The following is a 26,966-nucleotide window of genomic DNA, read 5'->3' on the forward strand; positions in this document are numbered from 1 at the left end:
GTCGCCACGAATCCACAAACTGTGGAAAACTATGTGGAAGTCATGCACAGGTGTGGATCACGCCGCGAACGAATCTATTGAAAGCTGAGGAAGAGTGACGGTGTCGAATTCCAAGAATGAGCTCATCAGCCGCTGGCGCACGGTGGTCTCAACCCTGGATCAGGACCCGGAACTCACGGCTCATCAGAAGGGATTCCTCTCCCTGGCCGTGCCCAAGGCGCTCGTCGACAACGCCCTCGTCCTCCTCGCCGTCCGCGACGAACACACCAGACGAACGATCGAGACTCGGCTGCTTGGGCCCCTGACCAGGGAGTTCTCGAAGGTCCTCGGCTTCGATGTGACCTTCGGATTCGTCGTCGACCCCGAACTCGACGTCCCCATCCGCTTCGAAGATCTCATCGGGGAGCCGACGCCGGGACCGCAGGTGCCCATCGATCCCGTCACGTCCACCTCGGCGACGGGGGCTCCGGCAGCGCCACAGGAGCCGCACACGCTCGGCCGGCACGACTCTGACAACGGCCACACCCCCGCCGAGGCGGCCGCATCGGCAGAGTCGACCGACGTCGACCGGACTCCACCCGGATTCGATCGCACTGCTCACGGAAGACAGCCGGAAGCGCCGGCTCCCGCCCAGTCGCCGTCCACGCCCGCCGAATCCCAGATGAGCGAACGCGAGCTCAAGATCGCCGAGGCGACCGCCGCCCCGATGGTTCCGCCCGTCGATGCTCCCGGTGTCGCCCAGCTCAACCCGAAGTACACCTTCGACACCTTCGTCATCGGAGCGTCGAACCGCTTCGCCCACGCCGCCGCCTTCGCCGTCGCCGAGGCCCCGGCCAAGGCCTACAACCCGCTGTTCATCTACGGGGACTCAGGACTGGGAAAGACCCACCTGCTCCACGCGATCGGCTACTACGCCACCCAACTGTTCCCCGAGATCCGCGTGAAATACGTCTCGAGCGAAGAGTTCGTCAACGACTTCATCAATACGATCGGTTCGTCGAAGACCTCGAATGCGCTGCGTCCGGCCTTCCAGCGCCGCTACCGCGAAGTCGACATCCTCATGATCGACGACATCCAGTTCCTGCAGGGCAAGGACGCCACTGTCGAGGAGTTCTTCCACACATTCAACGCCCTGCACAATGAGGCCAAGCAGGTCGTCATCACCTCGGATCAGCCGCCGAAGATGCTCAAAGGATTCGAGGAGCGGCTGCGGTCCCGTTTCGAGTGGGGCCTGCTCACCGATGTGCAGCCGCCGGATATGGAGACCCGTTTCGCGATTCTGCGCCGCAAGGCCGCTGCAGAACAGCTCGACGTCCCCGACGATGTGCTCGAATACATCGCCTCGCGGGTGTCCTCGAACATCCGCGAGCTCGAAGGCGCCCTCATCCGAGTCACCGCGTTCGCGAACCTCAACGATCAGCAGATCGATGTCTCCCTGGCCGAGACGGTGCTCAAGGACTTCATCACCCAGGACGACACCCCTGCCGTCACCGCTGCCGACATCATGGGACAGACCGCTGCGTACTTCAGCCTCACCCTCGACGACCTGTGCGGGACCTCCCGGTCACGGACGCTGACGACGGCCCGCCAGATCGCGATGTATCTGTGCCGTGAGCTCACCGATCTGTCCCTGCCGAAGATCGGCCAGGCCTTCGGCGGGCGCGATCATACGACCGTGATGCACGCGAACAAGAAGATTCGAACTCAGATGGCCGAGCGACGGGCCGTCTACACGCAGGTCACCGAACTCACAAACCGCATTAAACAACAGCATCGCCTATAGATCGCGCCGTACACATCTGTGGATAACCCTGGGGACAATCGCTCACACCTGGGGACGAAACGGTGGACAGAACCGCAGTGCGGGTGGAAAGATGTGAACTACATGCTTGTGCTTACCCAGGCGCCCACCGACCCTCCCGTCGCGGTGCACATGGCATCCACAAGCCTATAGAGTGGTGAATCCCTTGATTACTCAGGGGTAGAGGGAACCTGTCCACAGTCTCCACAGGCGCTGATACTTCTACCAAGTGAATTCAACTCTTCAGAGGGCGACCGCCACCGACTGCGGGCCTCGGCTCGGGAAGATCCCGAAGCTGTGCACCGGGATCCCGGAACAGCTCGGCAGATATTCGAACACAGGATCTCGGGCGATTCTCGAATCCGAGATTCCTCGTAGCGCGACCCTCCTTCGTCGCTGCCGAACCACTGATCGCCGGAGCAGTTCCGACCGACCCTGCTGGGGTGGGCAATCATCCGATAGGCTGTGTAAAGTTTTCCGAGCAGTATCGAGCCAGCGCCTCGCAACCCGGAGTCTTGTGCCAGATGCCTTGAGCAGGTCGGGTAGCCACCCCGAAGGAGTAAAGTGAACGCGGAAGCATCCCCCTTGAAGTTCAAAGTCAATCGCGACGTTCTCGCCGACGCGGTGACCTGGGCGACCAAGACTCTGCCCAACCGTCCTTCCGCCCCGGTGCTCACCGGAATCCTCATCACGGCCGAAGCCGGAGGCACCGTCCGCCTGGCAGTCTTCGACTACGAGGTGTCCTCCCGCGTCGAGATCGCTGCGGATGTCACCTCCGCCGGCACCGTTCTCGTCTCCGGTCGGCTGCTCGCCGACATCTCCAAGGCGCTGCCGAACCAAGACGTCACTCTCGAACAGATCGACGCCAAGGTCGACGTCACCTGCGGTTCCTCGCGGTTCTCGCTCATGACCATGCCTGTGGCCGAATACCCGGCCCTGCCTCAGGTGCCCGAAGACTCCGGCACCGTCTCCGCCGGAGAGTTCCAGAACGCCGTCTCCCAGGTCACGATCGCCACGTCGAAGGACGACACTCTGCCGATCCTCACGAGTGTCCGCGTCGAGATCGAAGGCGAGAAGGTCACGCTGCTCGCGACCGACCGCTACCGACTGGCCGTCCGCGAATTCACCTGGAACCCCGGTCGCCCGGATGTCTCGGCCGTGGCTCTGCTGCGCGGACGCACGCTCTCCGATGTGTCGAAGTCACTCGGCGGAGACGTCACCATCGGTCTGAGCACCGATGCCGGCAAGGACCTCATCTCGTTCACCTCCGCCGGCCGAGTCACCACCTCGCTGCTCGTCGAGGGCGAGTACCCGAAGGTCAGGTCGCTGTTCCCCGACTCGGTGCCCATCCACGCAATCGTCGAGACCGCAGTGCTGCGCGAAGCCGTCCGCCGCGTCTCGCTCGTTGCCGAACGCAACACCCCGCTGCGCTTCGAGGTCACCGACGGGATGCTCACCCTCCACGCGGGAACCGGCGACGACGCCCAGGCCTCCGAAGCCGTCGAAGCGACCCTCCAGGGTGAGGAGATCACCGTCGGCTTCAACCCGCACTACATCGCCGAGGGGCTCGCCGCGGTCGAGAGCCCATACGTGAACTTCTCGTTCACCCAGCCGATGAAACCGGTCATCATCGCTGGGCAGAAGGACCTCGAGGGATCGGCCGACGAATCGTATCGCTACCTGCTCATGCCCACGCGCATCTGAATGTGGATATCCCGGCTCTCTCTGCGTGACTTCCGGTCGTATCCCGAACTCGACCTCGAGTTCTCACCCGGGGTCACCACCTTCGTGGCCGACAACGGGACCGGGAAGACCAATATCGTCGAGGCGATCGGGTACCTCGCCCAGCAGCGTTCACACAGGGTGGCCTTCGATGCCCCACTCGTGCGCGAAGGCACGACGGCGGCCACCGTGTCGGCTCTGGTCAATCGGGATCAGAGGCATGCCGCTGTCGAGGTGACGATCCAGTCCAAGGGTGCGAACCGGGCCCGGGTGAATCGGAGTGCGGTCCGGCTCAAGGACATCCTCGGTCTCGTCTCCTGCGTCGTCTTCGCCCCCGAGGACCTCAGTCTCGTACGTGGTGAACCGGCCGAACGCCGGTCCTGGATCGACACCCTCGTCGTCGCCCGCAATCCGCGCTTCTCCTCGATCATCACCGACTTCGAGCGGGCGCTGAAACAGCGCAACGCCCTGCTCAAACGGCTGCGAGAGGACCGCGATCCGGGACTCGAGGCCACCCTCGACATCTGGAACATGGCCTATGCGGACTCAGCCGCCGAACTCGTCTTCGGCCGCCGTCGGATTCTCGCCGACATCGTCACTCCGCTGCAGGAGAACTTCGCCTTTATCGCCGCAGATGCCCGGCTCGAGCGGCAGGGCGCCCACATCGCCTACGACTCCCGCATCGATTACTCGCAGGCCGAATCCGCAGCAGAGTGCCGGGAGCTGCTGCTTACCGCCCTGGACCGGCGGAGGACAACGGAGATCGAGCGCGGCCTGACTCTGCACGGGCCGGGCCGGGACGATCTGTCGCTGAAGATCGGTTCGCATCCGGCGAAGGGCTATGCCTCCCACGGAGAGACCTGGTCGCTCGCGCTGGCGATGCAGCTGGCCGGCTGGGATCTGCTCTCAGCCGATGCCGGTTCGGATGCCGAACAGCCGATCCTCGTCCTCGACGACGTCTTCGCCGAACTCGACACCGGCAGGCGCAGCCGCCTGGCCTCACGAGTGACGGAGGCCGAACAGGTCTTCATCACCGCCGCCGTCGACGCGGACCTGCCCGCCGGTCTCGAGGGAAAGCGGATCGATCAGTCCACGCTGCTGGCAGGCGCGGGCGCCGGTGCAGATGGCATGGCCGATGCCGGCACAGTAGCTGACGGCGCACGCGAGACAGGGACCGCCACATGAGCGGGATCGACCGCGACTTCTCCACTCCGGTCGCCTCTCTCGAAGCCCTCGACCGGGTGCGACGGATGGAGGCCACGGAGGCGAAATTCGTCCGCAGTCGACGACGCTCACGTCTGCGCGGAGAAGTCGTCTATTCAGGTGCAGGCAAGGACGGCCGCGATCCGAAGTCAGTGTCCTCCGTCCTCGGTTCGCTCATCTCCGATCGCGGATGGTCGTCGTCGATCGACATCGGCAAGGTGCTCGGGCGCTGGCCCGAGCTCGTCGGCGCCCAGGTCGCCCAGCATGCGACCCCTGTCGACTTCTCGCCCCCGCTGCTCGTCATCGCTGCCGACTCGACGACGTGGGCGACCCAGCTGCGGGTTCTCAGACCGACGATTCTGCGTCGGCTCGAAGAGGGGCTCGGCTCCGCCACGATCACGGAGATCGAGATCAAGGGACCCCAGGGTCGCAGCTTCAAACGGGGACGACGGTCGGTCCCCGGCCGCGGACCCAGGGACACATTCGGGTGACGGAGCGGCTGCCTCGGCGAATTTTCGGGGGCAACTCTGCGAAGAACTCAGAGGGCCTTAAACGGCCATAGCCGCTCCCGTCTGTGCCCGGGGGTATATCTGCGGTCTGAAAATTCGGGAAATCCGCCTTCACGGGCCGCTTACGGGCATTTCAGGCTCCGTCGCGGTAGAATGGGGAGCTGATAGCGACCATCCGAACAAGGAGTCACATGACGACCGAGGATCAGCCTCATTATGATGCCGGCGACATCACGGTACTCGAGGGTCTCGAGGCAGTCCGCAAACGACCCGGCATGTACATCGGTTCGACCTCGGAACGCGGTCTCCACCACCTCGTCCAGGAGATCGTCGACAACTCCGTCGACGAGGCGATGGCCGGCTACTGTTCGCACATCGAAGTCACCATCCTCGCCGACGGAGGCGTGCGCGTGGCCGACGACGGGCGCGGAATGCCGGTGGCCATGCACCCGACCGAAGGCAAGCCCACCGTCGAGGTGATCCTCACGGTCCTCCACGCCGGCGGCAAGTTCGGCGGCGGCGGATACGCCGTGGCCGGCGGTCTGCACGGCGTCGGTTCGACCGTCGTCAATGCCCTGTCCGAACGACTCGAGGTCGAGGTCAAGCGCGACGGTTACACGTGGAACATGGACTTCGTCCAGGGTGTGCCCACCGGCGAGCTGCAGCAGGGTGAGGCCACGGATGAGACCGGCACGACCGTGACCTTCTGGCCGGATGGGACGATCTTCGAGACCACGGACTTCTCGTACGAGTACCTGCGCGCACGCTTCCAGCAGATGGCCTTCCTCAACAAGGGCCTGAAGATCAGCCTCACCGACGAACGACACAACGAGGTCGACGGCGACGAGGTGCAGATCGACGAGAACGAGGCCACAGAGTGGAAGCCGCGGACCGTCACCTACAACTACGAGCACGGCCTGCTCGACTACGTCGAATACCTCAATGCGACGAAGAAGGCCGATCTCGTCCACCCCGATGTCATCGTCTTCGAAGCCGAGGAGGGCGAACAGACCCTCTCGCTCGAGATCGCGATGCAGTGGACGACGGCCTACAGCGAATCCGTGCACACCTATGCCAACGTCATCAACACCCACGAGGGCGGCACGCACGAAGAGGGCTTCCGCACTGCACTGACCTCCCTGGTCAACGCGTATGCGAAGGAACAGAAGCTGCTGCGGGACAAGGATCCGAACCTCACCGGCGACGATATCCGTGAAGGTCTGACCGCGGTCATCTCGGTCAAGCTCGGCGATCCGCAGTTCGAGGGACAGACGAAGACGAAGCTCGGCAACTCCGAGGTCAAGGGCTTCGTCCAGCGCGTGGTCCGCGATGAGCTCGGACACTGGTTCGAATCCAATCCGGCCCAGGCCAAGGACGTCGTGCGCAAGGCGCTGCAGGCCTCCCAGGCACGCATGGCGGCCCGCAAGGCACGTGAGGCCACACGTCGCAAAGGCCTGCTCGAATCCTCCGGCATGCCCGGCAAGCTCAAGGACTGCCAGTCGAAGGACCCTTATGTATCCGAGGTGTTCATCGTCGAGGGCGACTCGGCCGGCGGCTCGGCCACGCAGGGCCGCAATCCGAATACGCAGGCGATCCTGCCGCTGCGCGGCAAGATCCTCAACGTCGAGAAGGCACGTCTGGACAGGGCGCTGGGCAACAACGAGGTCCAGGCCATGATCACGGCCTTCGGCACCGGCATCGGCGAGGAGTTCGACCTCGAGAAGCTGCGGTATCACAAGATCGTCCTCATGGCCGACGCCGACGTCGACGGTCAGCACATCACCACTCTGCTGCTGACCCTGATCTTCCGGTACATGAAGCCGCTCATCGAGCATGGCTACGTCTACTTGGCGACCCCGCCGCTCTACCGCATCAAGTGGTCGAACGCACCGCACCAGTTCGCCTACACGGACAAGGAGCGCGACGGTCTGCTCGAGACCGGTCGGGCCGCGGGCAAGCGCCTGCCCAAGGACCTCGCGATCCAGCGGTACAAGGGTCTGGGCGAGATGAACTACGAGGAGCTGTGGGAGACGACGATGGATCCCGACCATCGTCTGCTCAAGCAGGTCTCGCTTGACGATGCGATCGTCGCCGACGAGATCTTCACCGTCCTCATGGGCGACGATGTCGACTCGCGTCGCCGCTTCATCCAGGAGAACGCGAAGGACGTCCGCTTCCTCGACATCTGAACGTTCACCGGCACCGAGGCACAGCCTCGGTGCCGGTGGATGATCGGTGCCGCACCGACCCCCACTCTTTGAACTCATACGCTGCCGCACACGGCTGAGACCCAGCCGGACGGTTAAGACACAAGGGAAGAGCCCACATTGGCCGACGAGAACGATATCGGAACAGAAATCAACCGCATCGAGCAGGTTGATCTCAACCTCGAGATGCAGAGGTCGTACCTCGATTACGCGATGAGCGTGATCGTCGGTCGCGCCCTGCCGGATGTCCGCGACGGGCTCAAGCCCGTCCACCGCCGCGTGCTCTACGCGATGTTCGACGGCGGCTACCGCCCCGACCGCAACTTCTCGAAGTGCTCACGCGTCGTCGGTGACGTCATGGGCCAGTACCACCCGCACGGTGACACGGCGATCTACGACGCCATGGTCCGCCTCGTGCAGCCGTGGACGATGCGCTACCCCCTGGTCGCCGGACAGGGCAACTTCGGCTCTCCCGGTGACGACGGTGCGGCCGCACCCCGTTACACCGAGTGCAAGATGGCGCCGCTGGCCATGGAGATGGTCCGCGACATCGAAGAAGGCACCGTCGACTTCCAGGACAACTACGACGGACGCAATCAGGAACCGATGGTTCTGCCCTCACGGTTCCCGAACCTGCTCGTCAACGGCTCAGCGGGCATCGCGGTCGGAATGGCGACCAACATTCCGCCGCACAACCTCGGCGAGGTCGCTGCCGGAGCACAATGGCTGCTCTCCCACCCCGAGGCGAGCAAGGAAGAGGCTCTCGAGGCGCTGCTCGGCATCATCAAGGGGCCGGACTTCCCGATGGGTGCGACGATCCTCGGCCGCAAGGGCATCGAGGACACCTACCGCACCGGTCGCGGATCGATCACCCAGCGCGCCGTCGTCGAGGTCGAGGAGATCCAGGGACGCACCTGCCTCGTCGTCACCCAACTGCCCTATATGGTCAACCCCGACACCCTGGCCGCGAAGATCGCCTCCTACGTCAAGGACGGCAAGGTCGCGGGCATCGCTGACCTGCGCGATGAGTCCTCGGGCCGCACCGGCCAGCGCCTGGTCATCGTGCTCAAGCGCGATGCCGTGGCCAAGGTCGTGCTCAACAACCTCTACAAGCACACCTCGCTGCAGGAGAACTTCTCCGCGAACATGCTCGCCCTCGTCGACAGCGTGCCGCGCACCCTGAGCATCGACTCGTTCCTGCGCCTGTGGGTCAAGCACCAGATCGAGGTCATCGTCCGGCGCACCCAGTTCCGGCTGCGCAAGGCCGAGGAGCGCGCCCACATCCTGCGCGGCTACCTCAAAGCCCTCGACGCCCTCGACGAGGTCATCGCCCTGATCCGCCGCTCGCCGTCCTCGGACGAGGCCCGGACCGGACTGATGGAGCTGCTCGAGGTCGACGAACTCCAGGCGAACGCGATCCTCGACCTCCAGCTGCGACGACTCGCCGCTCTGGAGCGTTTGAAGATCCAGGAGGAGGCCGAGAAGATCGAGGCCCTCATCGCCGAATACAAGCACATCCTCGAGACACCGGCTCGCCAGCGCGAGATCGTGTCCGAAGAGCTCGACGAGATCGTCGAACGCTACGGCGACGAGCGTCGGACGAAGATCCTCGCCGGCTTCGACGGAGACGTGTCGATGGAGGACCTCATCCCCGAGGAAGAGGTCGTCGTCACGATCACCCGCGGCGGCTATGCCAAGCGGACCCAGACGAACCTCTACCGCGCCCAGCACCGCGGCGGCAAGGGCATCAAGGGCGCGGCACTGCGCGGTGACGACGTCGTCGAACAGTTCTTCGTCACCTCCACGCACAACTGGCTGCTGTTCTTCACGAACACCGGTCGCGTCTACCGGGCGAAGGCCTATGAACTGCCCGAGGGCTCGCGTGATGCCAAGGGCCAGCATGTGGCGAACCTGCTCGCGCTGCAGCCCGGTGAGACGATCGCGAAGGTCCTGTCCATCCGCGACTACGAAGAGGCCGAATTCCTCATCCTCGCCACGAAGTCCGGCGTGGTGAAGAAGACCCGGCTGAGCGAATACGACTCGAACCGCACCGGCGGCGTCATCGCCATCAACCTGCGGGAATACAAGGGCGAGCCCGATGAGTTGGTCTCGGCCCGCATCGTCGGTTCCGACGACCATCTGCTGATGATCTCGCGCAAGGGGATGTCGATCCGCTTCGCCGCCGACGATGAGTCGATCCGCCCGCTGGGTCGTGTCACCGGAGGTGTCACCGGCATGAAGTTCAAGGACGACGACGAGCTGCTGACCATGGACGTCGTCCAGCCCGACACCTACGTCTTCGTCGTCACCGAAGGCGGATACGCCAAGCGCACCCCCGTCGACGAATACCGGCTGCAGGGCCGCGGCGGTCTGGGAATCCGGGTTGCCAAAATCACCGAACAGCGCGGAGACTTGGTAGGCGGACTCATCGTCGAAGACGGTGAGGAAGTCCTCGTCGTCATGGAGAAGGGTAAGATCGTTCGGTCGGGAATCGACGAAGTTCCGGCGAAGGGACGCAACACCATGGGTGTGGTGTTCGCGAAACCGGGCAGGAATGATCGTATTATCGCAGTGACACGTGGACCCGAAGCCGAGGTCGAAGACGAAGACGAAGACGATGCCGGAGTTCCTGAAGGTGGAGTTCCCGAAGGCGGCGTTCCGGAAGGTGAAGTTCCCGAGGGTGAGGTCGACGCACCTCAGTCCGGCAGCGAGGATGTGGAAGAGTGAGCGATAGCAGCAAGCCAGGCTCAGGGAAGATCATACGTACGTCGAGCGGTTCGACGCGTCTGACGGCGGGATCGTCGAAGAACGACGCGAAGTCCGCAGGGTCCGGTTCAGGACGCGGTTCCGGGCAGGGTTCGTCCGGACAGCGTTCGGGCTCCTCGCAGAACGCGAATCAGGGCACGCCCCAGACCGAGAAGGCCACGGTCGTCGCGCCTCCGGCTCCGAAGGCCTCGCCGAAGCCCAATCGTGCACCCTCGACGGGATCGGCACCGACGGCCCGCTCCACCTCACAGGGATCCGGCGCAGCCGGGTCACAGGGTTCGGGTGCGGGATCGCAGCCGACCGGTTCCCAGGGATCCACGGGAGGTCAGTCCTCGGGCAACCGCGGGGCCACCTCGGTGATGGGAAATGCGGCCAACACCATCCGCGCCAGCTCCGGCGGCGTGAAGATGGGCGTGAAGAACATGGTCGACTCCGGCAGCGGCAAGAAGAAGAAAGGCCCCCGCACCGTCCGCCTCACGGTGTCTGCGGTCGACCCGTGGTCGGTCATGAAGATGTCCTTCCTCATGTCCGTGGCCATCGGCATCGCCACGATCGTCGCATTCATCGTGCTGTGGATCGTGCTCCAGGCGACGGGTGTGATGAGCGGCCTCGAATCGACGATGAGCGAGCTCGCCGGCGCTGAGTCGGCCGAGCGGATCATCGGCATCTTCGGCTTCGGTCGAGTCGTCGCAGCAGGCTTCATCATCGCGGTCATCAACATCGTGCTGATGACGGCGCTGTCGACGCTGGCAGCCTTCATCTACAACATCGGGTCCCTCATCGCCGGCGGCTTCAGCCTCACCCTCACCGACGACTGACCCCTCTTACTACCTGACGGCGGCCCAGCAACCCCGCGCGGGGTTGCTGGGCCGCCGTCAGGTAGCAAATGGGTGTGAGGGGAGTCACCGGGAGGCGATTTGTGTTTGTCTGCTCCGGTTGGGTATCGTTTTACTTCGGGTTCACCCCGATAAGGGCCTATAGCTCAGGCGGTTAGAGCGCTTCGCTGATAACGAAGAGGTCCCTGGTTCAAGTCCAGGTAGGCCCACGTCCCCGTCTTCGGGGATTCCCTTTCGAGGAGGATCATGAAAAGATGGATTCTCAGCGGTCTCACGCTTGTGGGGCTGGGAGTGTTCTTCCGGTGGCGGAAGCAGAATCAATCTGCTCAGGCCGAATGGTCCGAACACACCGATTCGGTGTGAGGGTGAGAACCCGACACGGGGGTATGGCGCAATTGGTAGCGCATCTGCTTTGCAAGCAGAGGGTTAGGGGTTCGAGTCCCCTTACCTCCACTCGAGTAGTTTTGAGACAGCACTCGTAACACGAAGGCTCCGAACCAAAGTGGTTCGGAGCCTTCGTCGTTCCCAGGTGCGCCCGTGCTCAGGGGTGTTCACAGCAGAGTCGGCAGTACTCCGCCCTCCGCACGCAGGGCGGCACCGTTGATCGCCGACGACTTCGGGCCCGCGAGGAATGCGACGAGATCGGCGATCTCGCTCGGCTCGATGAACCTGCCGATGAGTGAGGTCTCCCGCACGAGCTGTGACTTCAGGTCCTCGACCTCAAGTGACTGCGCTGCGGCGATCTGCTTCACCGTGGTCGCCACCCCATTGGAGTACGTCGGCCCGCCGAGCACGGTGTTCATTGTCACCGCGGTGCCCCTAGTGAGCTTCGCAAGTCCATTGGCCACCGCCAGGGACGCCGCCTTCGTCGCCCCGTAGTGGATCATGTCGGCCGGGACATCGACCGCCGATTCAGTGCCGATGAACACGATCCGCCCACGCCCCCGCTCAAGCATCCCCGGCAGCAGCCCTCGGGCCAGCCGGACACCGGCCATGACATTGAGCGCGAAATACCGCTCCCACTCCTCATCTGAAATCTCCCCGAAGGCGGCGACATCGAAGATGCCGATATTGCTGATGAGCACATCCACCTCGCCGAGGCTCTCGAGCAGCTCCGCTGTCTCCACTGCGTCGCCGAGGTCGGCCGCGATCCCGCTGACATCGGCTCCCGGCACCTCGGCGCGGAGCCGGTCGACCGCCTCGGCGACGGCAGACTCGGTCCTCCCGTTGAGAACGACGGATGCGCCGTCCGCTGCGCACGCCCGCGCCGAGGCGAACCCGATCCCCTGCGTCGACCCCGAGACGAACACTCTCGATCGCCCGAATTCTCCTGCTCTCTCTTCACTCACGGCTGTGCTCCTCGTGGTCTCACTCAAATAGTTTCCTGAGCAAGTGATCATCACAGGTAAAACTTGCTCAGTCAAGTAGTGCGTTAGGATGGATCCATGACCTCTCCGTCCGAATCAGCGCCCCTCGACGGCGAAGAGCTCGAGACATGGTCGGCCCTGGCGACCGTGCTCGAGTGGCTTCCGCCCGTGCTCGACCTGCAGCTTCAGGACGGTTGGGACCTCACACATTTCGAGTTCGGCATCCTCTACGCCCTCTCCACGGCCGAAGGACGAAGCCTGCCCATGAGCACTCTCGCCGGCTTCGCCAACAGCACACTCTCCCGACTCTCTCGCGCGGTCGTCCGCCTGGAGAAGCGCGAGTGGGTGCGCCGTTCGACCGATCCAGCCGATCGCCGGGTGACGATCGCCGGGCTCACCGACTCCGGCGCCGAGGTGGTCGCCTCCGCCGCTCCCGCCCACGCCGACCTCGTCCGCCGCCTCGTCTTCGACTCCCTGAGTGCCGAACAGGCGACGACGCTGCGCGAGATCAGCCGCAGCATCGCCGCGGCGATCAGCGACGAGGGTGGATGGCGACCAGGGCGATGATCGCGAATACGCGGTCAGCAGCTGTGGCGCTGTCCCTGATCAGCACCCTCGTGGTCGCGGGGTGCAGTGGGCCCGCCGAGACTGATACTTCGGCTGCGCATGCCCGGGAGACGGCGCGATCGAATGGCGGTTCGACGGAAGCGATCACACTTCCGCCGACCTCCGGGGTCTTCGACTATCAGCTGGGCGGGGCCTACGACGAACTTCCTGTTGATTCCGGGCAGTCCACAACCACCGCGGGAACCCGAATCGACGTCGTCGTCCGCGACGGGCATGTCGACCCCCTGCCCGGCGCCTACTCGGTCTGCTACGTCAACGGCTTCCAGACCCAACCCGATGAAGCCGAGGACTGGGCAGACGACGAGGACGTCCTCCTCCACGACGGCGACGGCAACCTCGTCGTCGACCCTGACTGGCCCGATGAACACATCTTCGACCCGAGCACGAAACACGCGCGCACGATCATCCTCGACCGCCTCGGCGAGGTCATCGACGGCTGCGCAGACCGCGGATACGCCGCCGTCGAGATCGACAACCTCGACATCGCGCAGCGTTTCGACGCCATCGACAGTGACGGTGTCAACGCTCTGGCCAGGTCCTACGTCGAACGCGCCCATCAGGCAGGGTTGGCGATCGCGCAGAAGAACTCCGCCGAGATCACCCGCACCGCACATCATGAACTGGGCTTCGACTTCGCCGTCACCGAGGAATGCGCGGCCTTCGCCGAATGCGATGTGTACACCGAGGTCTACGGTGACCATGTCCTTGGGATCGAGTACCCCGACTCCCTCGCCGAGGCGGGGCTGGACTTCTCCGAGGTCTGCGACCTCAGCGATCGGGCCCCGCTGGCGATCCTGCGTGACCGCGAGCTCGTCGCCGCCGGAGAGAGCGGCCACCGCTATGAGGCGTGCCCCAGTCCGGACCGCGGCCGACCCACCCGCGGAATGTGACGAAGTCGATCGCCGAGGTGGGGTTCTCCCCCTGTTGCCATGAGTGTGGAATAGACTAGCGTAGATTCCCGTTGATCTCTTTGTCTGAACGCAGTGTCGGCTGCTGCGTGCAGGATTCCGCCCGCGCCGGGGCGATGACAGAACTTTTTCGATCGGAGCACCTCCTTGTCCAGCGACAGCACACACTCGCACTCACAGCCCGCTCAGCCCGAGTCCATCGACCCTGCCGGCATGAGGGTCATCTGGCTGCTCCTCGTAGCCGCCTTCGTCGCAATCCTCAATGAGACGACGATGGCCATCGCCATCCCCGATCTCAACCAGACCCTTGGCATCCCACCCGAGCTCGGCCAGTGGCTGACCAGCGCGTTCATGCTCACCATGGCCGTCGTCATCCCGACGACCGGCTTCCTCATCCAACGGTTCACGACGCGGCAGATCTTCCTCGCCGCGATGATCCTCTTCTCGTCGGGCACACTCATCTGTCTCGTGTCCCCGGGCTTCCTCCTCCTCCTCGTCGGCCGAGTCGTCCAGGCGGCTGGCACCGGAATCATGATGCCGCTGCTGATGACGACGATGATGAACGTCGTACCCGCGCATTCGCGCGGCCGGATGATGGGCCGCGTCGGTCTCGTCATCTCGCTGGCACCGGCGATCGGACCGACGATGTCGGGGATCGTGCTCGACTCGCTGGGTTGGCGCTGGCTCTTCGGCATCATCCTGCCCATCGCCCTCGTCGCACTCGGCCTCGGTGCGAAATGGATGACCAACCTCGGCGAATCGACGCACGCTCCCATCGATGTCGTCTCCATCGTGCTCTCCGTGTTCGCCTTCGGCGGCATCGTCTATGGGCTCAGCCAGTTCGGCGGCGGCCACGGCGGCGAGGCCGGCGGCGGTTCCTCATCGGGCCTGGCATGGGCGACGATCGCCGGCGGCGTCGTTGTCCTCGGGCTCTTCGTGTGGCGCCAGCTGACGCTCCAACGCGGTGATCGGGCCCTGCTCGACCTGCGCGTGTTCAACTCACGCAACTACGTGCTGTCCGTGATCATCATGGCCGTGGTCGCGCTGTCGATGTTCGGCACCTTCTCGCTCCTCCCGCTCTACCTGCAGAGCGTGGTCGGCCTCAACGCGACCCAGTCGGGCCTCGTGCTCCTGCCGGGTTCGGTGCTCATGGGTCTGCTCGGACCGGTGATGGGCCGCATCTACGACGCCCGCGGACCGAAGACCCTGCTGGTGCCGGGCACGATCATGATCGCCGCGGCGATGTTCGCGTACTCGAACGCCGGGATCGGCACTCCGATCTGGCTGCTCGTCATCATCCAGATCTTCATGTCCCTCGGCCTCGCCGGGTCGTTCACGCCGCTGTTCTCCGCCTCTCTCGGTTCCCTGGACCGGCACCTGTACTCGCACGGTTCGGCCGCGCTCAACACCCTTCAGCAGGTGGCGGGTGCGGCAGGCACGGCGCTGCTCATCTCCATCTACTCCGCGGCCCTGCACTCCGGTCAGGCTGCGGGCCGGTCGATTCCCGAGGCCGGTGGCCCGGGTGGGCACTCGGCGTTCCTGCTGGCGACGATCATCGCGCTCGTCCCCGTCGTCCTCGCGTTCTTCATCCGCAAGCCCGAGGACCAGGAGGACTACCCCGCCGAGGTGGTCGAACCGTCCGCGGGCGCGCCCGCCGACTGAGCGCCCCCGAGCGACCGTCCCTCAGGGGGCGGTCGCTCTGTCTGCGGGACGGTCTGTACGTGACCGAGGTGAGCCTCCTCGGCGGGTGTCGGTCGGCATTGGTACCGTGACGCTATGACCTCCTCTGCGCGGACGCACCGGCCACAGTCACGCGAGATCCAACCGGATGTGCGGGTCGTCGGTGCGCGCGAGCACAATCTGCGCAACATCGATCTGACCGTTCCCCGTGATGCCATGGTGGTCTTCACCGGAGTCTCCGGCTCGGGCAAGTCGTCCCTGGCCTTCGGCACCCTCTTCGCCGAATCCCAACGCCGCTACCTCGAATCCGTGGCCCCCTACGCCCGGAGACTCATCGACCAGGCCGGTGTCCCGAACGTCGATTCGATCACCGGGATGCCGCCGGCCGTGGCCCTGCAGCAGCAGCGCGGCGGGAGCAGCGCCCGATCCTCGGTCGGCAGCATCACGACCGTGTCCAGCCTCGTCCGGATGCTGTACTCCCGAGCCGGTCGCTATCCCGAGGGCCAGCTGATGCTCTTGGCCGAAGACTTCTCGACGAACACCGTCGAAGGTGCCTGCCCCGAATGCCACGGCATCGGCCGCGTCTACGAGGTGCCCGAGGACTCGATGGTCCCCGATCCGACGCTGACGATCCGGGAGCGGGCGATCGCCTCCTGGCCGACCGCCTGGCACGGTCACCAGCTGCGCGATACCGCGGTGGCCCTCGGCTTCGACGTCGACGTCCCCTGGAAGGATCTGCCGCAGTCCGACCGCGACTGGCTCCTCTACACCGAGGAGACGCCGCACCTTCCCGTCCACTCGCGGCTGACGCTGGCCGAGGCGCGCGAGGCCGCCGATGCCGGGGTCGAACCGACCTACTCGGGCACTTTCGTCGGTGCCCGGAAATACATCCTCGACACTTTCGCGAACACAAAGAGTGCTGGAATGAAGCGCCGCGTCGCCGGGTTCCTCTCTGTCGCACCGTGCCCCGTCTGCCACGGCAAACGGCTCAAGCCAGAGGCCCTGACGGTGAGCATCGCCGGGCTCGACATCGCCGAGTTCTCCTCCCTGCCCCTGCGTGAACTGGTGAGCCTGCTGAAGGACACCGTCGCGGACGCTCGCGCCTCCCTGGACGCATCCGACCATGCCGACGCCGCCGATGAGCAGGACGAGGCCGACATCGAACACGTCTCCGCGGAGAAGCTCGCTACGACCGTCCGCCTCGGCGAGGGTCTCATCGATCGTCTCCGGCCAATCGTCGACCTCGGCCTGGGGTATCTGTCCCTGGGACGGACGACACCGACTCTGTCCGGCGGCGAGCTGCAGCGACTGCGTCTGGCCACCCAGCTGACCTCGGAACTCTTCGGCGTCGTCTACGTCCTCGACGAACCCTCCGCCGGACTCCATCCGCAGGACGTCACCGCCCTGATGGACATCCTCGACGGGCTCAAGTCCCGCGGCAACAGCCTCTTCGTGGTCGAGCACTCGGTCGATCTCATGCGGCACGCCGACTGGCTCGTCGACATCGGACCGGGCGCCGGCGAACGCGGCGGACGGGTCCTCTACAGCGGCCCCACCGAAGGTCTGGCCGAGATCGAGGAGTCGATCACCCGCGGCTATGTCTTCGGCGGACGCGGCCTCGAACCTCACGCACCTCGCCGGCCGCACGCATGGTTCCGGGTCGAGGACATCCGGCGGAACAACCTCCGCGATGTCAGCGTCGAACTTCCGTTGGGTGCGCTGACCGCAGTCACCGGGGTGTCCGGTTCCGGCAAGTCCAGCCTGGTCAGCCAGGTGCTGCCGGTGCTCGTCGGCGAGCACCTCGGTCGACCGACCCAGAACGACGAACCCGAACCGGAAGGCGATGAGCTGCTGCTCACCGACGAACCCGAAGAGCTCGAGGGTGCGGTGGCAGGCGAACTCACCGGCATCCGCCGCGTCGTGAGCATCGATCAGAAGCCCATCGGCCGCACTCCGCGGTCGAACGTCGCGACCTACACCGGCCTGTTCGACCACGTGCGCCGCCGCTTCGCCGAGACCCCGGAAGCCAAGGAACGCGGTTATAAGCCCGGCCGGTTCTCCTTCAACGTCGCAGGCGGTCGCTGCCCGACCTGTGAGGGCGAAGGCTCGGTGATGGTCGAGCTGCTCTTCCTCCCGTCGGTCTACACCGAGTGCCCGGACTGCCACGGCACCCGGTACCAGTCGAGCACCCTTGAGATCCTCTGGCACGGGCACACCATCGCCGAGGTGCTGGCGATGAGCGTGGAGGAAGCGCACGACTTCTTCACCGAGGAGTTCGACATCATGCGCTCTCTCACCGCGCTCATCGACGTCGGCCTCGGCTACCTGCGCCTCGGCCAACCGGCGACCGAACTCTCCGGCGGCGAGGCTCAGCGGGTCAAGCTCGCCAGCGAACTGCAGCGCTCCCAGCGCGGAGACACCCTCTACGTCCTCGACGAACCCACCTCGGGGCTGCACTGCGCGGATGCCGACCGGCTCATCACCCACCTGCAGACCCTCGTCGATGCCGGAAACACGGTCATCATGGTCGAGCTCGACATGCGGATCATCACTGCCGCCGACCACGTCATCGAACTCGGTCCCGGCGCCGGTGACGACGGCGGAACGGTCATCGCCGTCGGCACCCCGGCACAGATCGCCGCAACGGGAGACACCCCGTCGACGGCGTACCTGGCCGCAGCGCTGCAGGCACTGCACCCACAGCCCTCCGACTCCGCACGGTGATCTCGGGCACATGCCGCGCTGCTCCCCACCCGCGTGAACCCCTGGAACCCGCGGATGCCGGGACCTGCCGAAATTGTTGGAGACGTCTAAGTCTCAGTTGTGCGTAGACACACCCGATTCGCGGGCGGAAGTCTGGAGACATGCCCGCCGCAATCCTTCGCCGCATCGCGTTCTGCCTGCTCATCGCCGCACCCGCCGTGGTGCTGCGCATCACCGGCAGCGAACTCGCCCCGGTCCTCGAACTGCTCACCTTCGGAGCTGCCATCGTCGCGGCCGCGTTCCTGCTGGCGTGGGCCGCCGAGGCGGCGCAGAAGGACATCTCGGGGGCCCTGGCGATCGCCCTGCTGGCACTCATCGCGGTCCTCCCGGAATACGCCGTGGACCTCTACTACGCATTCCGCTCCGGCTCGGATCCGGACTATCTGCACTTCGCGGCGGCGAACATGACCGGTTCGAACCGACTGCTGCTCGGCTTCGGGTGGCCGCTCGTCGTCATCATCGCCCTCCTCGTCGCCCGCCGTTTTGCGAAACGCACGAAATCACCGATCCAGACCTCTCTGCGTCTGGATTCGGGCAGCCGCATGGACATCGGCTTCCTCGTCATCCTCGGCGTGCTCGCCTTCGCCATCCCTCTGCTCGGCAGCATCCCCATCTGGTTCGGCATCGGCCTCGTCCTCATCTTCGCCGCCTACCTGTGGCGCGCCGGTCAGGCCGCCGGAGATGACGAGGAGGAGTTCCTCGGTGCCGCCGCACTCATCGTCGCCATGCCGACGAAGGCCCGCCGAGCCACCGTGATCACGATGTTCGTCGTGTCCGCGACCATCATCCTCGCCTCGGCCGAGCCCTTCGCGGAGGCCCTCGTGGACTCCGGTTCCGCGCTCGGCATCGACTCCTACTTCCTCGTCCAGTGGCTGGCCCCGCTGGCCTCGGAAGCACCCGAGTTCATCATCGCCGCGATGTTCGCCCTGCGCGGCATGGGCGGTGCCGCGATCGGCACGCTCATCGCCTCGAAGGTCAACCAGTGGAGCCTGCTCGTGGGCTCCCTGCCGATCGCCCACCTCGCCGGCGGCGGCACCTGGCTGCCGCTGGACGGGCGGCAGATCGAGGAGTTCACGCTCACGGCCACGCAGACCATCCTCGGCGTCGCCATCATCCTCGCCCTGCGCTTCCACTGGGCACCCGCGCTGGGACTCGCCGCGCTCTTCGGGCTGCAGTTCTTCGTCACGGACACATCCGGACGCTACATCCTCTCCGCGATCCAGGCGGTGCTCGCGATCATCTTCCTCATCCTCCACCGGAGCGAAATCCTCCCCACGCTCGCCGCTCCCTTCCGCCGGCCGCAGGTCGAAACGGAGGACACGGAACCCGCCGAGGCTACCGAACCGAGGCACGAATCGACCGTCGGTCTGTCCTCCGATCCGAATGCGGCGGGGACCCGCGCGTAGAATGACGATCATGCCGCGCCCCGCTGTCACCCGCATGGTCGAGGACTATGTCACCCTCATCTGGAAGGCCTACGAATGGCCCGGCGGTCGCCCGGCCACCACAGAGATGGCCGAGCAGCTGGGAGTGACCGCCTCGACGGTGTCGGCGAACCTCAAGAAGCTCGCCCGCGACGGCTACATCGACTACGAACCCTACGGGCAGATCGTGCTCACCGACGCCGGCCGGCAGATCGCCGTCGAGATCGTCCGGCGCCATCGGATCGTCGAGTCCTACCTCGTCGAGGCGCTGGGGCTGACCTGGGATCAGGTCCACGACGAAGCGGACCGGCTCGAACATGCGGTCTCCGATCTCGTGCTCGAACGGATGAACGCCGCAATGGGACATCCGCAGCGGGACCCGCACGGGGATCCTATCCCCGACGCCGACGGGCACACCGCGGAATTCCCCAGCAGGCGCCTGCGCGAGACCGCGCCGGGCATCGAGGTCGAGGTCGTCCGCGTCTCCGACCGCTCGCCCGAGCTGCTGCGCTACCTCACCGAACGGGGAATCGTCATCGGCACGAAGCTGCAGGTGAGATCGATCAGTTCGGCCGCTTCGGCGATCGCGGTGAGCATCGGCGACGATGACGTCGAGCTCGCCCTCGAGGCCGCCGAAGCCATCCGGGTCGAACCCGGAGCCTGAGGCGCTCGGAGCAGCCGACGATCCCCGTTCGACGACGGTCCGGGAAGCTGCGAATGTGATCGGCGCATCTGTCGATGCGCGGGACGACCATCCAGAGAACGCGCAATCGCGATTGCTCCTTTCTGCCGATTTCAATACTTCTAGTATTGAATACCGAAAGTACTGTATGATCTGGTCATGCCGACAGAGGACAACAGCCGTGAAGTCTCACGACGTGTACCGCGTTCTCAGATCCGACGACGTCTCATCGCGGCTGCCGCGGAGGAATTCACCGAGCACGGCTACGGCGCGGCGACAGTAGACGACATCGCGCTGCGCGCCGGATTCACCAAGGGCGCCGTCTACTCGAATTTCAGAAGCAAGCAGGGTCTTTTCGCCGCCGTCCTCGAGGAACGGTCCGCAAGCGAACGAGACCGACTGCTCCAGGCTCCGACGAGACCGGCCGACGAAGTCGCGACGTTCGTGGCCGGTGTCGTCGCAGAGAGCATCACGGAGGACGAGCAACGGGGTCGTCTCGGCCTCGAATTCGCGGCACGAGCCGCACGGGATCCCGCAGCGAGACAGGCGTGGGGGCCGTTGCGGCGAACACAGCGAGAGGTCGCCGAGCGCGCAATCCGAGAGGTCTCCGCACAGAGCGGTCTGGAACTCTCAATCGATCCCGGTGTGGCGGCTCTGATCCTGCACTGTCTGACGAACGGACTGTCGATGGAGCATCTGGCGGATCCTGAGCAGGTTGACTCGGCGGCGATCGAACAAGCCATTGTCGCCCTGATCGAGTCGATCACACACGCCGAGCCCGAACGGCAGAGATGACGACGAAGGTGTCGGTTCGCCGGGTAGCAGGACAAATGGCGAGAGGAGAGTTGGAATGAGTGTTCTCAGATGGTCAAAGGTGTCTGCTCTGTCGAGTGTGGGGATCCTCGGCATGATCGGGCTGAGCTCCTGCGGACCGTCCCTCGACGCAGTCGATCCCGAGAGGCACTCGTTTCGGATCAGCGGGGATGAGCTGGGCATCGTCATGGATTCCGGAGGCGACATCGCCCTGCAGCCGGGCGATGTCGACTCAGTCGAAGTGACGAGGTGGTTCACTGGGGACGCGGACCAGGCGACGTGGACGATGGCTGACGACGAGCTCACCTTGTCCACGGACTGCGGATTCCTCTCCTCGTGCGAGGTGCGCTATCAGGTGGTCATCCCACCGTCTGCGGCGGTGTCACTGCAAGCGGAGAATGCAGAGGTGTCTGTGAAGGATTTCGACAAGTCGGTGTCGATCGCGACGGAGAACGGCGGGATCTCGGCGACGGACATTGTCGGCGATCTGACGCTGAGGAGCACGAACGGTGACCAGCACGTCGAGAGTCTGAGCTCAGACAATGTCTCGGCACAGGCCGAGAACGGGGCAGTCGATCTGACGTTCGACGAAGCACCGTCGAGTCTGAGGGTGACGACCGACAATGGTGCCGTGAGCGCCTCATTGCCGCGCACGACCTACGCCGTGTCCTTGAGAACTGACAACGGCGCGGAGTCGAACTCGCTCTCTGTTGATCCCGACAGCCCGCATTCTGTCGAGGTCACCACCGGCAACGGGGACATCTCACTCGAGTGAGATGTCCCCGTTGCCGGTCACCTCGGTGGTTGAGTTCTCAGGAGTGAACCTGAGGTCTCACACCTGATCAGACGTGGACGCGGATGAGGTGCTCGTTGGTGAACGCCTGGAACGCCCACTGAGCGTTCTCACGGCCGTAGCCGGAGCGGTTGATGCCGCCGAACGGGTACTCGGGGCCGGATTCCATGTGTGCGTTGATCAGAGTCATGCCGGCGTTGATCTTCTTGGCGAACTCCTGACCCTTCTCGAGGTCGTCGGTCCACACCGAGGACATGAGACCGTACTCGGTGTCATTGGCCAGACGCAGAGCATCCTCTTCGTCCTTGGCGCGGTAGATCATCACGGCCGGTCCGAAGAGCTCGTTGCAGCCGAGGTCCGACTTCGGGTCGATGTCGGTGAGCACGGCCGGGGACATGAACCAGCCGGGACGGTCGAGCTTCTTGCCGCCGGTGTGCAGGGTCGCACCCGCGGCCACCCCCTTCTCGATCGCCTCGATGATCTCATCGCGGGCGCCTTCGGAGGACACCGGACCCATGCCGACCTCGGGGTCATCGAAGTCGGAGACCTTCGTCGCCTCGGCGGCCTTGACGGCCTCGGCGACGAACTCGTCGTAGAGGTCATCGACGACGATCATGCGCTTGGGCGAGGTGCAGACCTGGCCGGCGTTCGCCAGGCGCAGTCCGACGAGCTTCTGGGCCACGGAGGCGACGTCCTTCGAGTCGAGGACGACGGCCGGGTCGTTGCCGCCGAGCTCGAGCACGGCGCGCTTGAAGTACTTCGCGGCGATCGCGGCCACGGACGCACCGGCACCCTCGGAGCCGGTCAGCGAGAAGCCCTTGACGCGGAAGTCCTTGAGCACCTCCTCGGCGTGGGAGGAGTCGAGGTAGATGTTCTGGTACACACCCTTGGGAAGTCCCGCCTCGACGAGGAGATCCTCGAAGTACTGCGAGGACTTCGGGCAGATCGACGCCTGCTTCATGATGATCGCGTTGCCGACCATGAGGTTCGGCAGCACGAAGCGGGCGATCTGGTTGTACGGGAAGTTCCACGGCATGATGCCCAGCAGCACGCCCAGCGGCTGGTGCTCGACATAGCTGCTCGCGGCTCCCGCGGCGGCCAGATGTGTCGGTGCGAGGTAGGTGGACGCATTGTCGGCCATCCAGCGGGCGGTGCGGGCGACCTTGTCGACCTCGCCGAAGCCCTGCTTCTTGATCTTGCCCATCTCGCGACCGATGATGTCGGTCATCTCATCGGCGTTGGCGTCGACGAGATCGGCGAACGTGTGGAGGATCGCCGCGCGCTCGTGCAGCGGCGTCTCCTTCCAGGACAGATGCGCCTCGTGGGCACGATCGATGTACCCGGGAATCTCTTCTTTCGGGACGGAGGCGAACTCCTCCTCGACTTCGCCGGTGTTGGCATTGGTGACAGCGAACTTGCTCATGGAACGTCCTTTCACGGGTTGACGATCTGTGCCCTGTAACAAACTACAGTCTCGCGCAATTCCGCGACACTCGAGTCCACGGCCGGGCACGGGCATCGGCCGGTTCGGCTGGGACTAGGGGGCCACCTCGGCGGGGGTCGCGGTGGCGGTGTCGTTCGGTCGACGTCGGACGGCGAAGGACAGGACCGCAGCGATCACGCACATGGCCGCGCCTCCCCACCATGCGTATGTGTACTCACCGAAGGCGTCGCGGACGACTCCGGCCGCGAAGGCCGCCACTGCGGCACCGATCTGATGGGCGGCGAAGACCCAGCCGAAGACGATGGTTCCGTTCTCGCCGAAGATCTCCCGGCACAGCGCGGCCGTCGGCGGGACCGTCGCGACCCAGTCGAGGCCGTAGATGACGACGAAGAGGACCATGCTCGGATGCACCGAATCCGAAAGCAGCCAGGGCAGCAGAAGCAGACCGAGGCCGCGAAAGGTGTAGTAGGCGACGAGGAGGATCCGGGGGTCGAACTTGTCGGTCAGCCAGCCGGAGAAGATCGTGCCCACGATGTCGAAGATCCCGACGACCGCGAGCAGGCCGGCCGCCGTGGCCGCAGGCATCCCGTGATCGTGAGCCGAGGGGATGAAGTGGATGCCGATGAGGCCGTTCGTCGTGGCACCGCAGATCGCGAAGGCGATCGCCAGCGCCCAGAACGAACGGTGCCGAGCTGCGGAGAGGAGGCCGGTCAACGCGCGCCGGGCAGCACCTCCGCCGCGCGGGGCGCGCGCGCCGGCGAATTCGGAGTCGGCCTCGGCGGTGGTGGCACTTGTTTCGGCAGCCGGAGCCACGTCCTCCTGGGTCGCGCCATAGGGAAGGACACCACGGTCGGACGGATGGTCGCGGAGGACGAACCACACCAACGGCACAGCCGCCAGAGCTGCGATGCCGATGAGCAGCGAGGCCGGACGCCAGCCGGTGGATTCGGCGATCGTGGCGACCGGGGGCAGGAAGATCAGCTGACCCGTGGCCGAACCTGCGGTGAGGACGCCCATGATGAGTCCACGGCGGGCGACGAACCAGCGGTCGGCGATGGTCGCGGCGAAGACGAGGGCCATCGACCCGGTGCCCAGGCCGATGAGCACACCCCAGAAGATGAGCAGCTGCCATGACGCAGTCATGACCACGCTGCCGCCGGCGCCGAGGGCGACGAGGGCCAAGGCCGCGGCGACGACCTGACGGATACCGAAACGGTCCATGAGCGCTGCGGCGAAGGGCGCGGTGAGACCGTAGAGCAGCAGATTGACGCTCACGGCTAAGGACATGCTGCTCATCGACCACCCGAAGTCCGCGTGCAGCGGAACCATGAGCGCCCCGGGGGCGGCGCGGAATCCGGCGGCGGCGAGCAGCGCGATGAACGCGACGGCCGCCACGGGCCAGGCGGGGTGGATGCGTCGGCGGGTGGTCGGCATCGATCACTCAGACTTTCTTCAAGGAAGCTATACTAGGGGAAGTATAAGCAGACTTCGCTGAAGAAAGGAAGCCGTGATGGCGCTGCGTTCGGATTGGTCCGAGGCACTCTGTCCTATCGGACGGTCGCTTGACGTGCTCGGCGATCCGTGGGTGCTGCTCATCGTCCGAGACGTCCTCCACGGGCGAGGGCGCTTCGATGAGCTGCACGCCGGACTCGGGATCTCCGAAGCCGTGCTCAGCCGCCGACTCCAGGCGATGCGCGAAGCCGGGCTGCTGACCAAGGTCGACTATTCCGACGGACCGCGGACCCGGCAGGCCTATGCCGCCACCGAGGCCGCGGCCGACCTCCTGCCGATCCTGCAGCAGCTCGCCCTCTGGGCCGAGAAGCACACGGCCACCCCTGCCGGCGGCGGACACATGGCGCTCATCCACGAGTCATGCGGAGCCGAGACGACCCAGGCCGCGGTGTGCAGCGCCTGCGGTGAGCCTCTCGTGCCTGACCAGATGTCCTGGGACAAACCCTGGAAGGGAACGCGGGAACGGCTGCAGGGGGCGGCTCAGTCCACGTCCGCAGCGCTGTGAATGGTCGTGGGACGGGTCGCGGCATCGAACGCCGCAGTCGTTCCCGTGGCTCCCATCCCGCTGGCCCGCGCCGGTTCGTATGTGCGGGTTCCGCCACCGCCCTGCCAGCCGTTGATCCAGATGACTCCCGCGGGAATGCGCGAAGCCTCGTCGAGGTGGTCAGGGTCGTGCGAGTACACGGTGGCCGCGAGACCGAACGAGGACTGGGACGCGAGTTCGACGCCCTCGGCGAAGGACGAGACGACGCTGATCGGCGCGACGGGACCGAAGGTCTCCTCGGTCATGAGCGACATCGATTCGTCGACGTCGGTGACGACCGTAGCCGGATAGAAGAATCCGGTTCCCTCGGGCACTCCGCCGCCGGTGAGCACCGTGGCACCCTTGGCGACGGCGTCGACGACCTGGGCATGCACCGATCGGCGCTGTCGATCATCGACGAGTGGTCCCATCATCACACTCGGATCGAGACCGTCACCGCAGGCGAAGCCCTCGGCGGCCGAGACCAGCTGCTTTACGAACTCCTCGGCGATCTTCTCGTGGACGTAGATGCGCTCCATCGACGTGCAGATCTGGCCGGTGTTGACGAAGGATCCGAACGCGACGGCCTGCGCTGTGGCGGCGACATCGACATCCTCGTCGACGATGACGGGATCCTTGCCGCCCAGCTCGAGTACCGCACGGTGCAGGGCATGCCCTGAGGCGGCTCCGACCGCACGCCCTGCGGCGACCGACCCCGTGAAGTGGACGAGGTCGACGTCGTCGTGGGCGACCAGCGGTTCGCCGGCGTGGGCGTCGCCGAGTACGAGATTGAGCACTCCGGCGGGCAGGCCGAGCAGTTCGACGAGTCTCACCGTCGACAGCGGCGAGCGTTCCGAGGGCTTGACCACCAGGGTGTTGCCCGCCGTCAGCAGCGGGCCCAGTGCGCCGAGGACCATGGCGACAGGGAAGTTCCACGGAGTGACGACCGCCGCCACTCCCACCGGGTGCCGGACGATGAGGGTGTGCCCGCCGTCCGGATCCTCAGTTCTGGTCGTGAACGGGTAGTCGAGCGCCTCCGCGGCCGCTGCGCGGAGACCGGCGACGCCAGCGGCGATGAAGCCGCGGCCGATGCCGATCGGCTTGCCCATCTCCCGGCATTCGAGTTCGGCGAGTTCATCGGTGTGCTCTTCGATGCGATCGGCCCAGTCGCGGAGGAGGTCGACTCGGTCCTCGAGCGTGGTCGCGGCCCAGGCCGGTTGAGCTCGTCTGGCTGCGTCGACGGCCGCGTCGATATCGGCCGGGCATCCGCGACCGAATTCGGCCTCGGTGACCTCGGAGGCGGGATTGACCACCCTGAGACGATGCTCATCGTGTGAATCGGTCCAGGTGCCGTCGATGTGGTTCTGCAGGGTCAACACTGTTCTT

At 65.4% G+C, this 26,966-nt stretch carries 20 protein-coding genes and 2 tRNA genes; 18 read left to right on the top strand and 4 right to left on the bottom strand.

Features of this window, described 5'->3' with window-relative positions:
- Positions 1 to 100 precede the first annotated feature (100 nt).
- The 9 genes from dnaA to GUY23_RS00045 all read left to right on the top strand — a co-directional run bounded on the left by dnaA (position 101) and on the right by GUY23_RS00045 (position 11,497).
- Positions 101 to 1,783, top strand: coding sequence for a chromosomal replication initiator protein DnaA (gene dnaA / locus GUY23_RS00005; RefSeq protein ID WP_166968556.1), 1,683 nt, complete (start codon positions 101 to 103; stop codon positions 1,781 to 1,783).
- A 582-nt stretch (positions 1,784 to 2,365) separates the two neighbouring features.
- Positions 2,366 to 3,505: a DNA polymerase III subunit beta gene (dnaN, locus tag GUY23_RS00010; protein ID WP_208085418.1), complete on the top strand. Its 1,140-nt coding sequence runs from the start codon at positions 2,366 to 2,368 to the stop codon at positions 3,503 to 3,505.
- Positions 3,506 to 4,708, top strand: coding sequence for a DNA replication/repair protein RecF (recF, locus tag GUY23_RS00015; protein ID WP_166968558.1), 1,203 nt, complete (start codon positions 3,506 to 3,508; stop codon positions 4,706 to 4,708).
- Positions 4,705 to 5,217, top strand: coding sequence for a DUF721 domain-containing protein (locus tag GUY23_RS00020; protein WP_166968560.1), 513 nt, complete (start codon positions 4,705 to 4,707; stop codon positions 5,215 to 5,217). The genes recF and GUY23_RS00020 overlap by 4 nt, the downstream gene beginning before the upstream one ends.
- Before the next feature lie 209 nt (positions 5,218 to 5,426).
- Entirely contained in the window at positions 5,427 to 7,424 is a 1,998-nt protein-coding gene (gene gyrB, locus GUY23_RS00025; protein ID WP_166968562.1) for a DNA topoisomerase (ATP-hydrolyzing) subunit B, read from the top strand.
- Between the two features lie 138 nt (positions 7,425 to 7,562).
- Complete coding sequence (gene gyrA / locus GUY23_RS00030; protein WP_166968564.1) at positions 7,563 to 10,169, top strand: DNA gyrase subunit A; 2,607 nt, start codon at positions 7,563 to 7,565, stop codon at positions 10,167 to 10,169.
- Positions 10,166 to 11,026, top strand: coding sequence for a DUF3566 domain-containing protein (locus GUY23_RS18510; RefSeq protein WP_228282587.1), 861 nt, complete (start codon positions 10,166 to 10,168; stop codon positions 11,024 to 11,026). The genes gyrA and GUY23_RS18510 overlap by 4 nt, the downstream gene beginning before the upstream one ends.
- 153 nt (positions 11,027 to 11,179) lie before the next feature.
- Positions 11,180 to 11,253 (top strand) — tRNA-Ile (locus tag GUY23_RS00040).
- A gap of 171 nt (positions 11,254 to 11,424) precedes the next feature.
- Positions 11,425 to 11,497 (top strand) — tRNA-Ala (locus tag GUY23_RS00045).
- Between the two features lie 98 nt (positions 11,498 to 11,595).
- Here the strand turns inward: GUY23_RS00045 and GUY23_RS00050 are convergent.
- Complete coding sequence (locus tag GUY23_RS00050) at positions 11,596 to 12,393, bottom strand: SDR family NAD(P)-dependent oxidoreductase (RefSeq protein WP_228282589.1); 798 nt, start codon at positions 12,391 to 12,393, stop codon at positions 11,596 to 11,598.
- 96 nt (positions 12,394 to 12,489) lie between these two features.
- Here GUY23_RS00050 and GUY23_RS00055 point away from each other — a divergent pair, with 96 nt between their 5' ends.
- The 8 genes from GUY23_RS00055 (at position 12,490) to GUY23_RS00090 (ending at position 22,083) form a co-directional block, all read left to right on the top strand.
- Positions 12,490 to 12,978 carry a MarR family winged helix-turn-helix transcriptional regulator gene (locus GUY23_RS00055; RefSeq protein ID WP_166968566.1) on the top strand — a complete coding sequence of 163 codons (489 nt, stop codon included), beginning with the start codon at positions 12,490 to 12,492 and terminating at the stop codon, positions 12,976 to 12,978.
- The gene (locus GUY23_RS00060) at positions 12,960 to 13,928 is read left to right on the top strand and encodes an endo alpha-1,4 polygalactosaminidase (RefSeq protein ID WP_228282591.1); all 969 of its coding nucleotides are present in this window, start codon (positions 12,960 to 12,962) and stop codon (positions 13,926 to 13,928) included. The genes GUY23_RS00055 and GUY23_RS00060 overlap by 19 nt, the downstream gene beginning before the upstream one ends.
- A 231-nt stretch (positions 13,929 to 14,159) precedes the next feature.
- On the top strand, positions 14,160 to 15,608 hold the full coding sequence (locus GUY23_RS00065) for an MDR family MFS transporter (RefSeq protein WP_166968568.1): 1,449 nt from the start codon (positions 14,160 to 14,162) through the stop codon (positions 15,606 to 15,608).
- A gap of 114 nt (positions 15,609 to 15,722) precedes the next feature.
- Positions 15,723 to 18,350 carry an excinuclease ABC subunit UvrA gene (locus GUY23_RS00070; protein ID WP_166968570.1) on the top strand — a complete coding sequence of 876 codons (2,628 nt, stop codon included), beginning with the start codon at positions 15,723 to 15,725 and terminating at the stop codon, positions 18,348 to 18,350.
- A 140-nt stretch (positions 18,351 to 18,490) separates the two neighbouring features.
- The gene (locus tag GUY23_RS00075; RefSeq protein ID WP_166968572.1) at positions 18,491 to 19,795 is read left to right on the top strand and encodes a sodium:proton exchanger; all 1,305 of its coding nucleotides are present in this window, start codon (positions 18,491 to 18,493) and stop codon (positions 19,793 to 19,795) included.
- Between the two features lie 10 nt (positions 19,796 to 19,805).
- The gene (locus GUY23_RS00080; protein ID WP_166968574.1) at positions 19,806 to 20,477 is read left to right on the top strand and encodes a metal-dependent transcriptional regulator; all 672 of its coding nucleotides are present in this window, start codon (positions 19,806 to 19,808) and stop codon (positions 20,475 to 20,477) included.
- Positions 20,478 to 20,654: 177 nt separating this feature from the next.
- Entirely contained in the window at positions 20,655 to 21,290 is a 636-nt protein-coding gene (locus GUY23_RS00085) for a TetR/AcrR family transcriptional regulator (RefSeq protein ID WP_166968576.1), read from the top strand.
- 55 nt (positions 21,291 to 21,345) lie between these two features.
- The gene (locus GUY23_RS00090; protein ID WP_166968578.1) at positions 21,346 to 22,083 is read left to right on the top strand and encodes a DUF4097 family beta strand repeat-containing protein; all 738 of its coding nucleotides are present in this window, start codon (positions 21,346 to 21,348) and stop codon (positions 22,081 to 22,083) included.
- 67 nt (positions 22,084 to 22,150) lie between these two features.
- Here GUY23_RS00090 and GUY23_RS00095 read toward each other — a convergent pair whose 3' ends face one another.
- On the bottom strand, positions 22,151 to 23,524 hold the full coding sequence (locus GUY23_RS00095) for an aldehyde dehydrogenase family protein (RefSeq protein ID WP_166968580.1): 1,374 nt from the start codon (positions 23,522 to 23,524) through the stop codon (positions 22,151 to 22,153).
- A 114-nt stretch (positions 23,525 to 23,638) separates the two neighbouring features.
- A complete protein-coding gene (locus tag GUY23_RS00100) occupies positions 23,639 to 24,979 on the bottom strand; it encodes an MFS transporter (RefSeq protein ID WP_166968582.1) in 1,341 nt (446 codons plus the stop codon).
- A 76-nt stretch (positions 24,980 to 25,055) separates the two neighbouring features.
- Here GUY23_RS00100 and GUY23_RS00105 point away from each other — a divergent pair, with 76 nt between their 5' ends.
- Positions 25,056 to 25,562, top strand: coding sequence for a winged helix-turn-helix transcriptional regulator (locus GUY23_RS00105; RefSeq protein ID WP_166968584.1), 507 nt, complete (start codon positions 25,056 to 25,058; stop codon positions 25,560 to 25,562).
- Here GUY23_RS00105 and GUY23_RS00110 read toward each other — a convergent pair.
- The gene (locus GUY23_RS00110) at positions 25,538 to 26,959 is read right to left on the bottom strand and encodes an aldehyde dehydrogenase family protein (RefSeq protein WP_166968586.1); all 1,422 of its coding nucleotides are present in this window, start codon (positions 26,957 to 26,959) and stop codon (positions 25,538 to 25,540) included. The two genes, GUY23_RS00105 and GUY23_RS00110, sit on opposite strands and share 25 nt — an antisense overlap.
- Positions 26,960 to 26,966 lie beyond the last annotated feature (7 nt).

The sequence above is a fragment of the Brevibacterium atlanticum genome, assembly GCF_011617245.1.
In the GTDB taxonomy this organism is placed as follows: Bacteria; Actinomycetota; Actinomycetes; order Actinomycetales; family Brevibacteriaceae; genus Brevibacterium; species Brevibacterium atlanticum.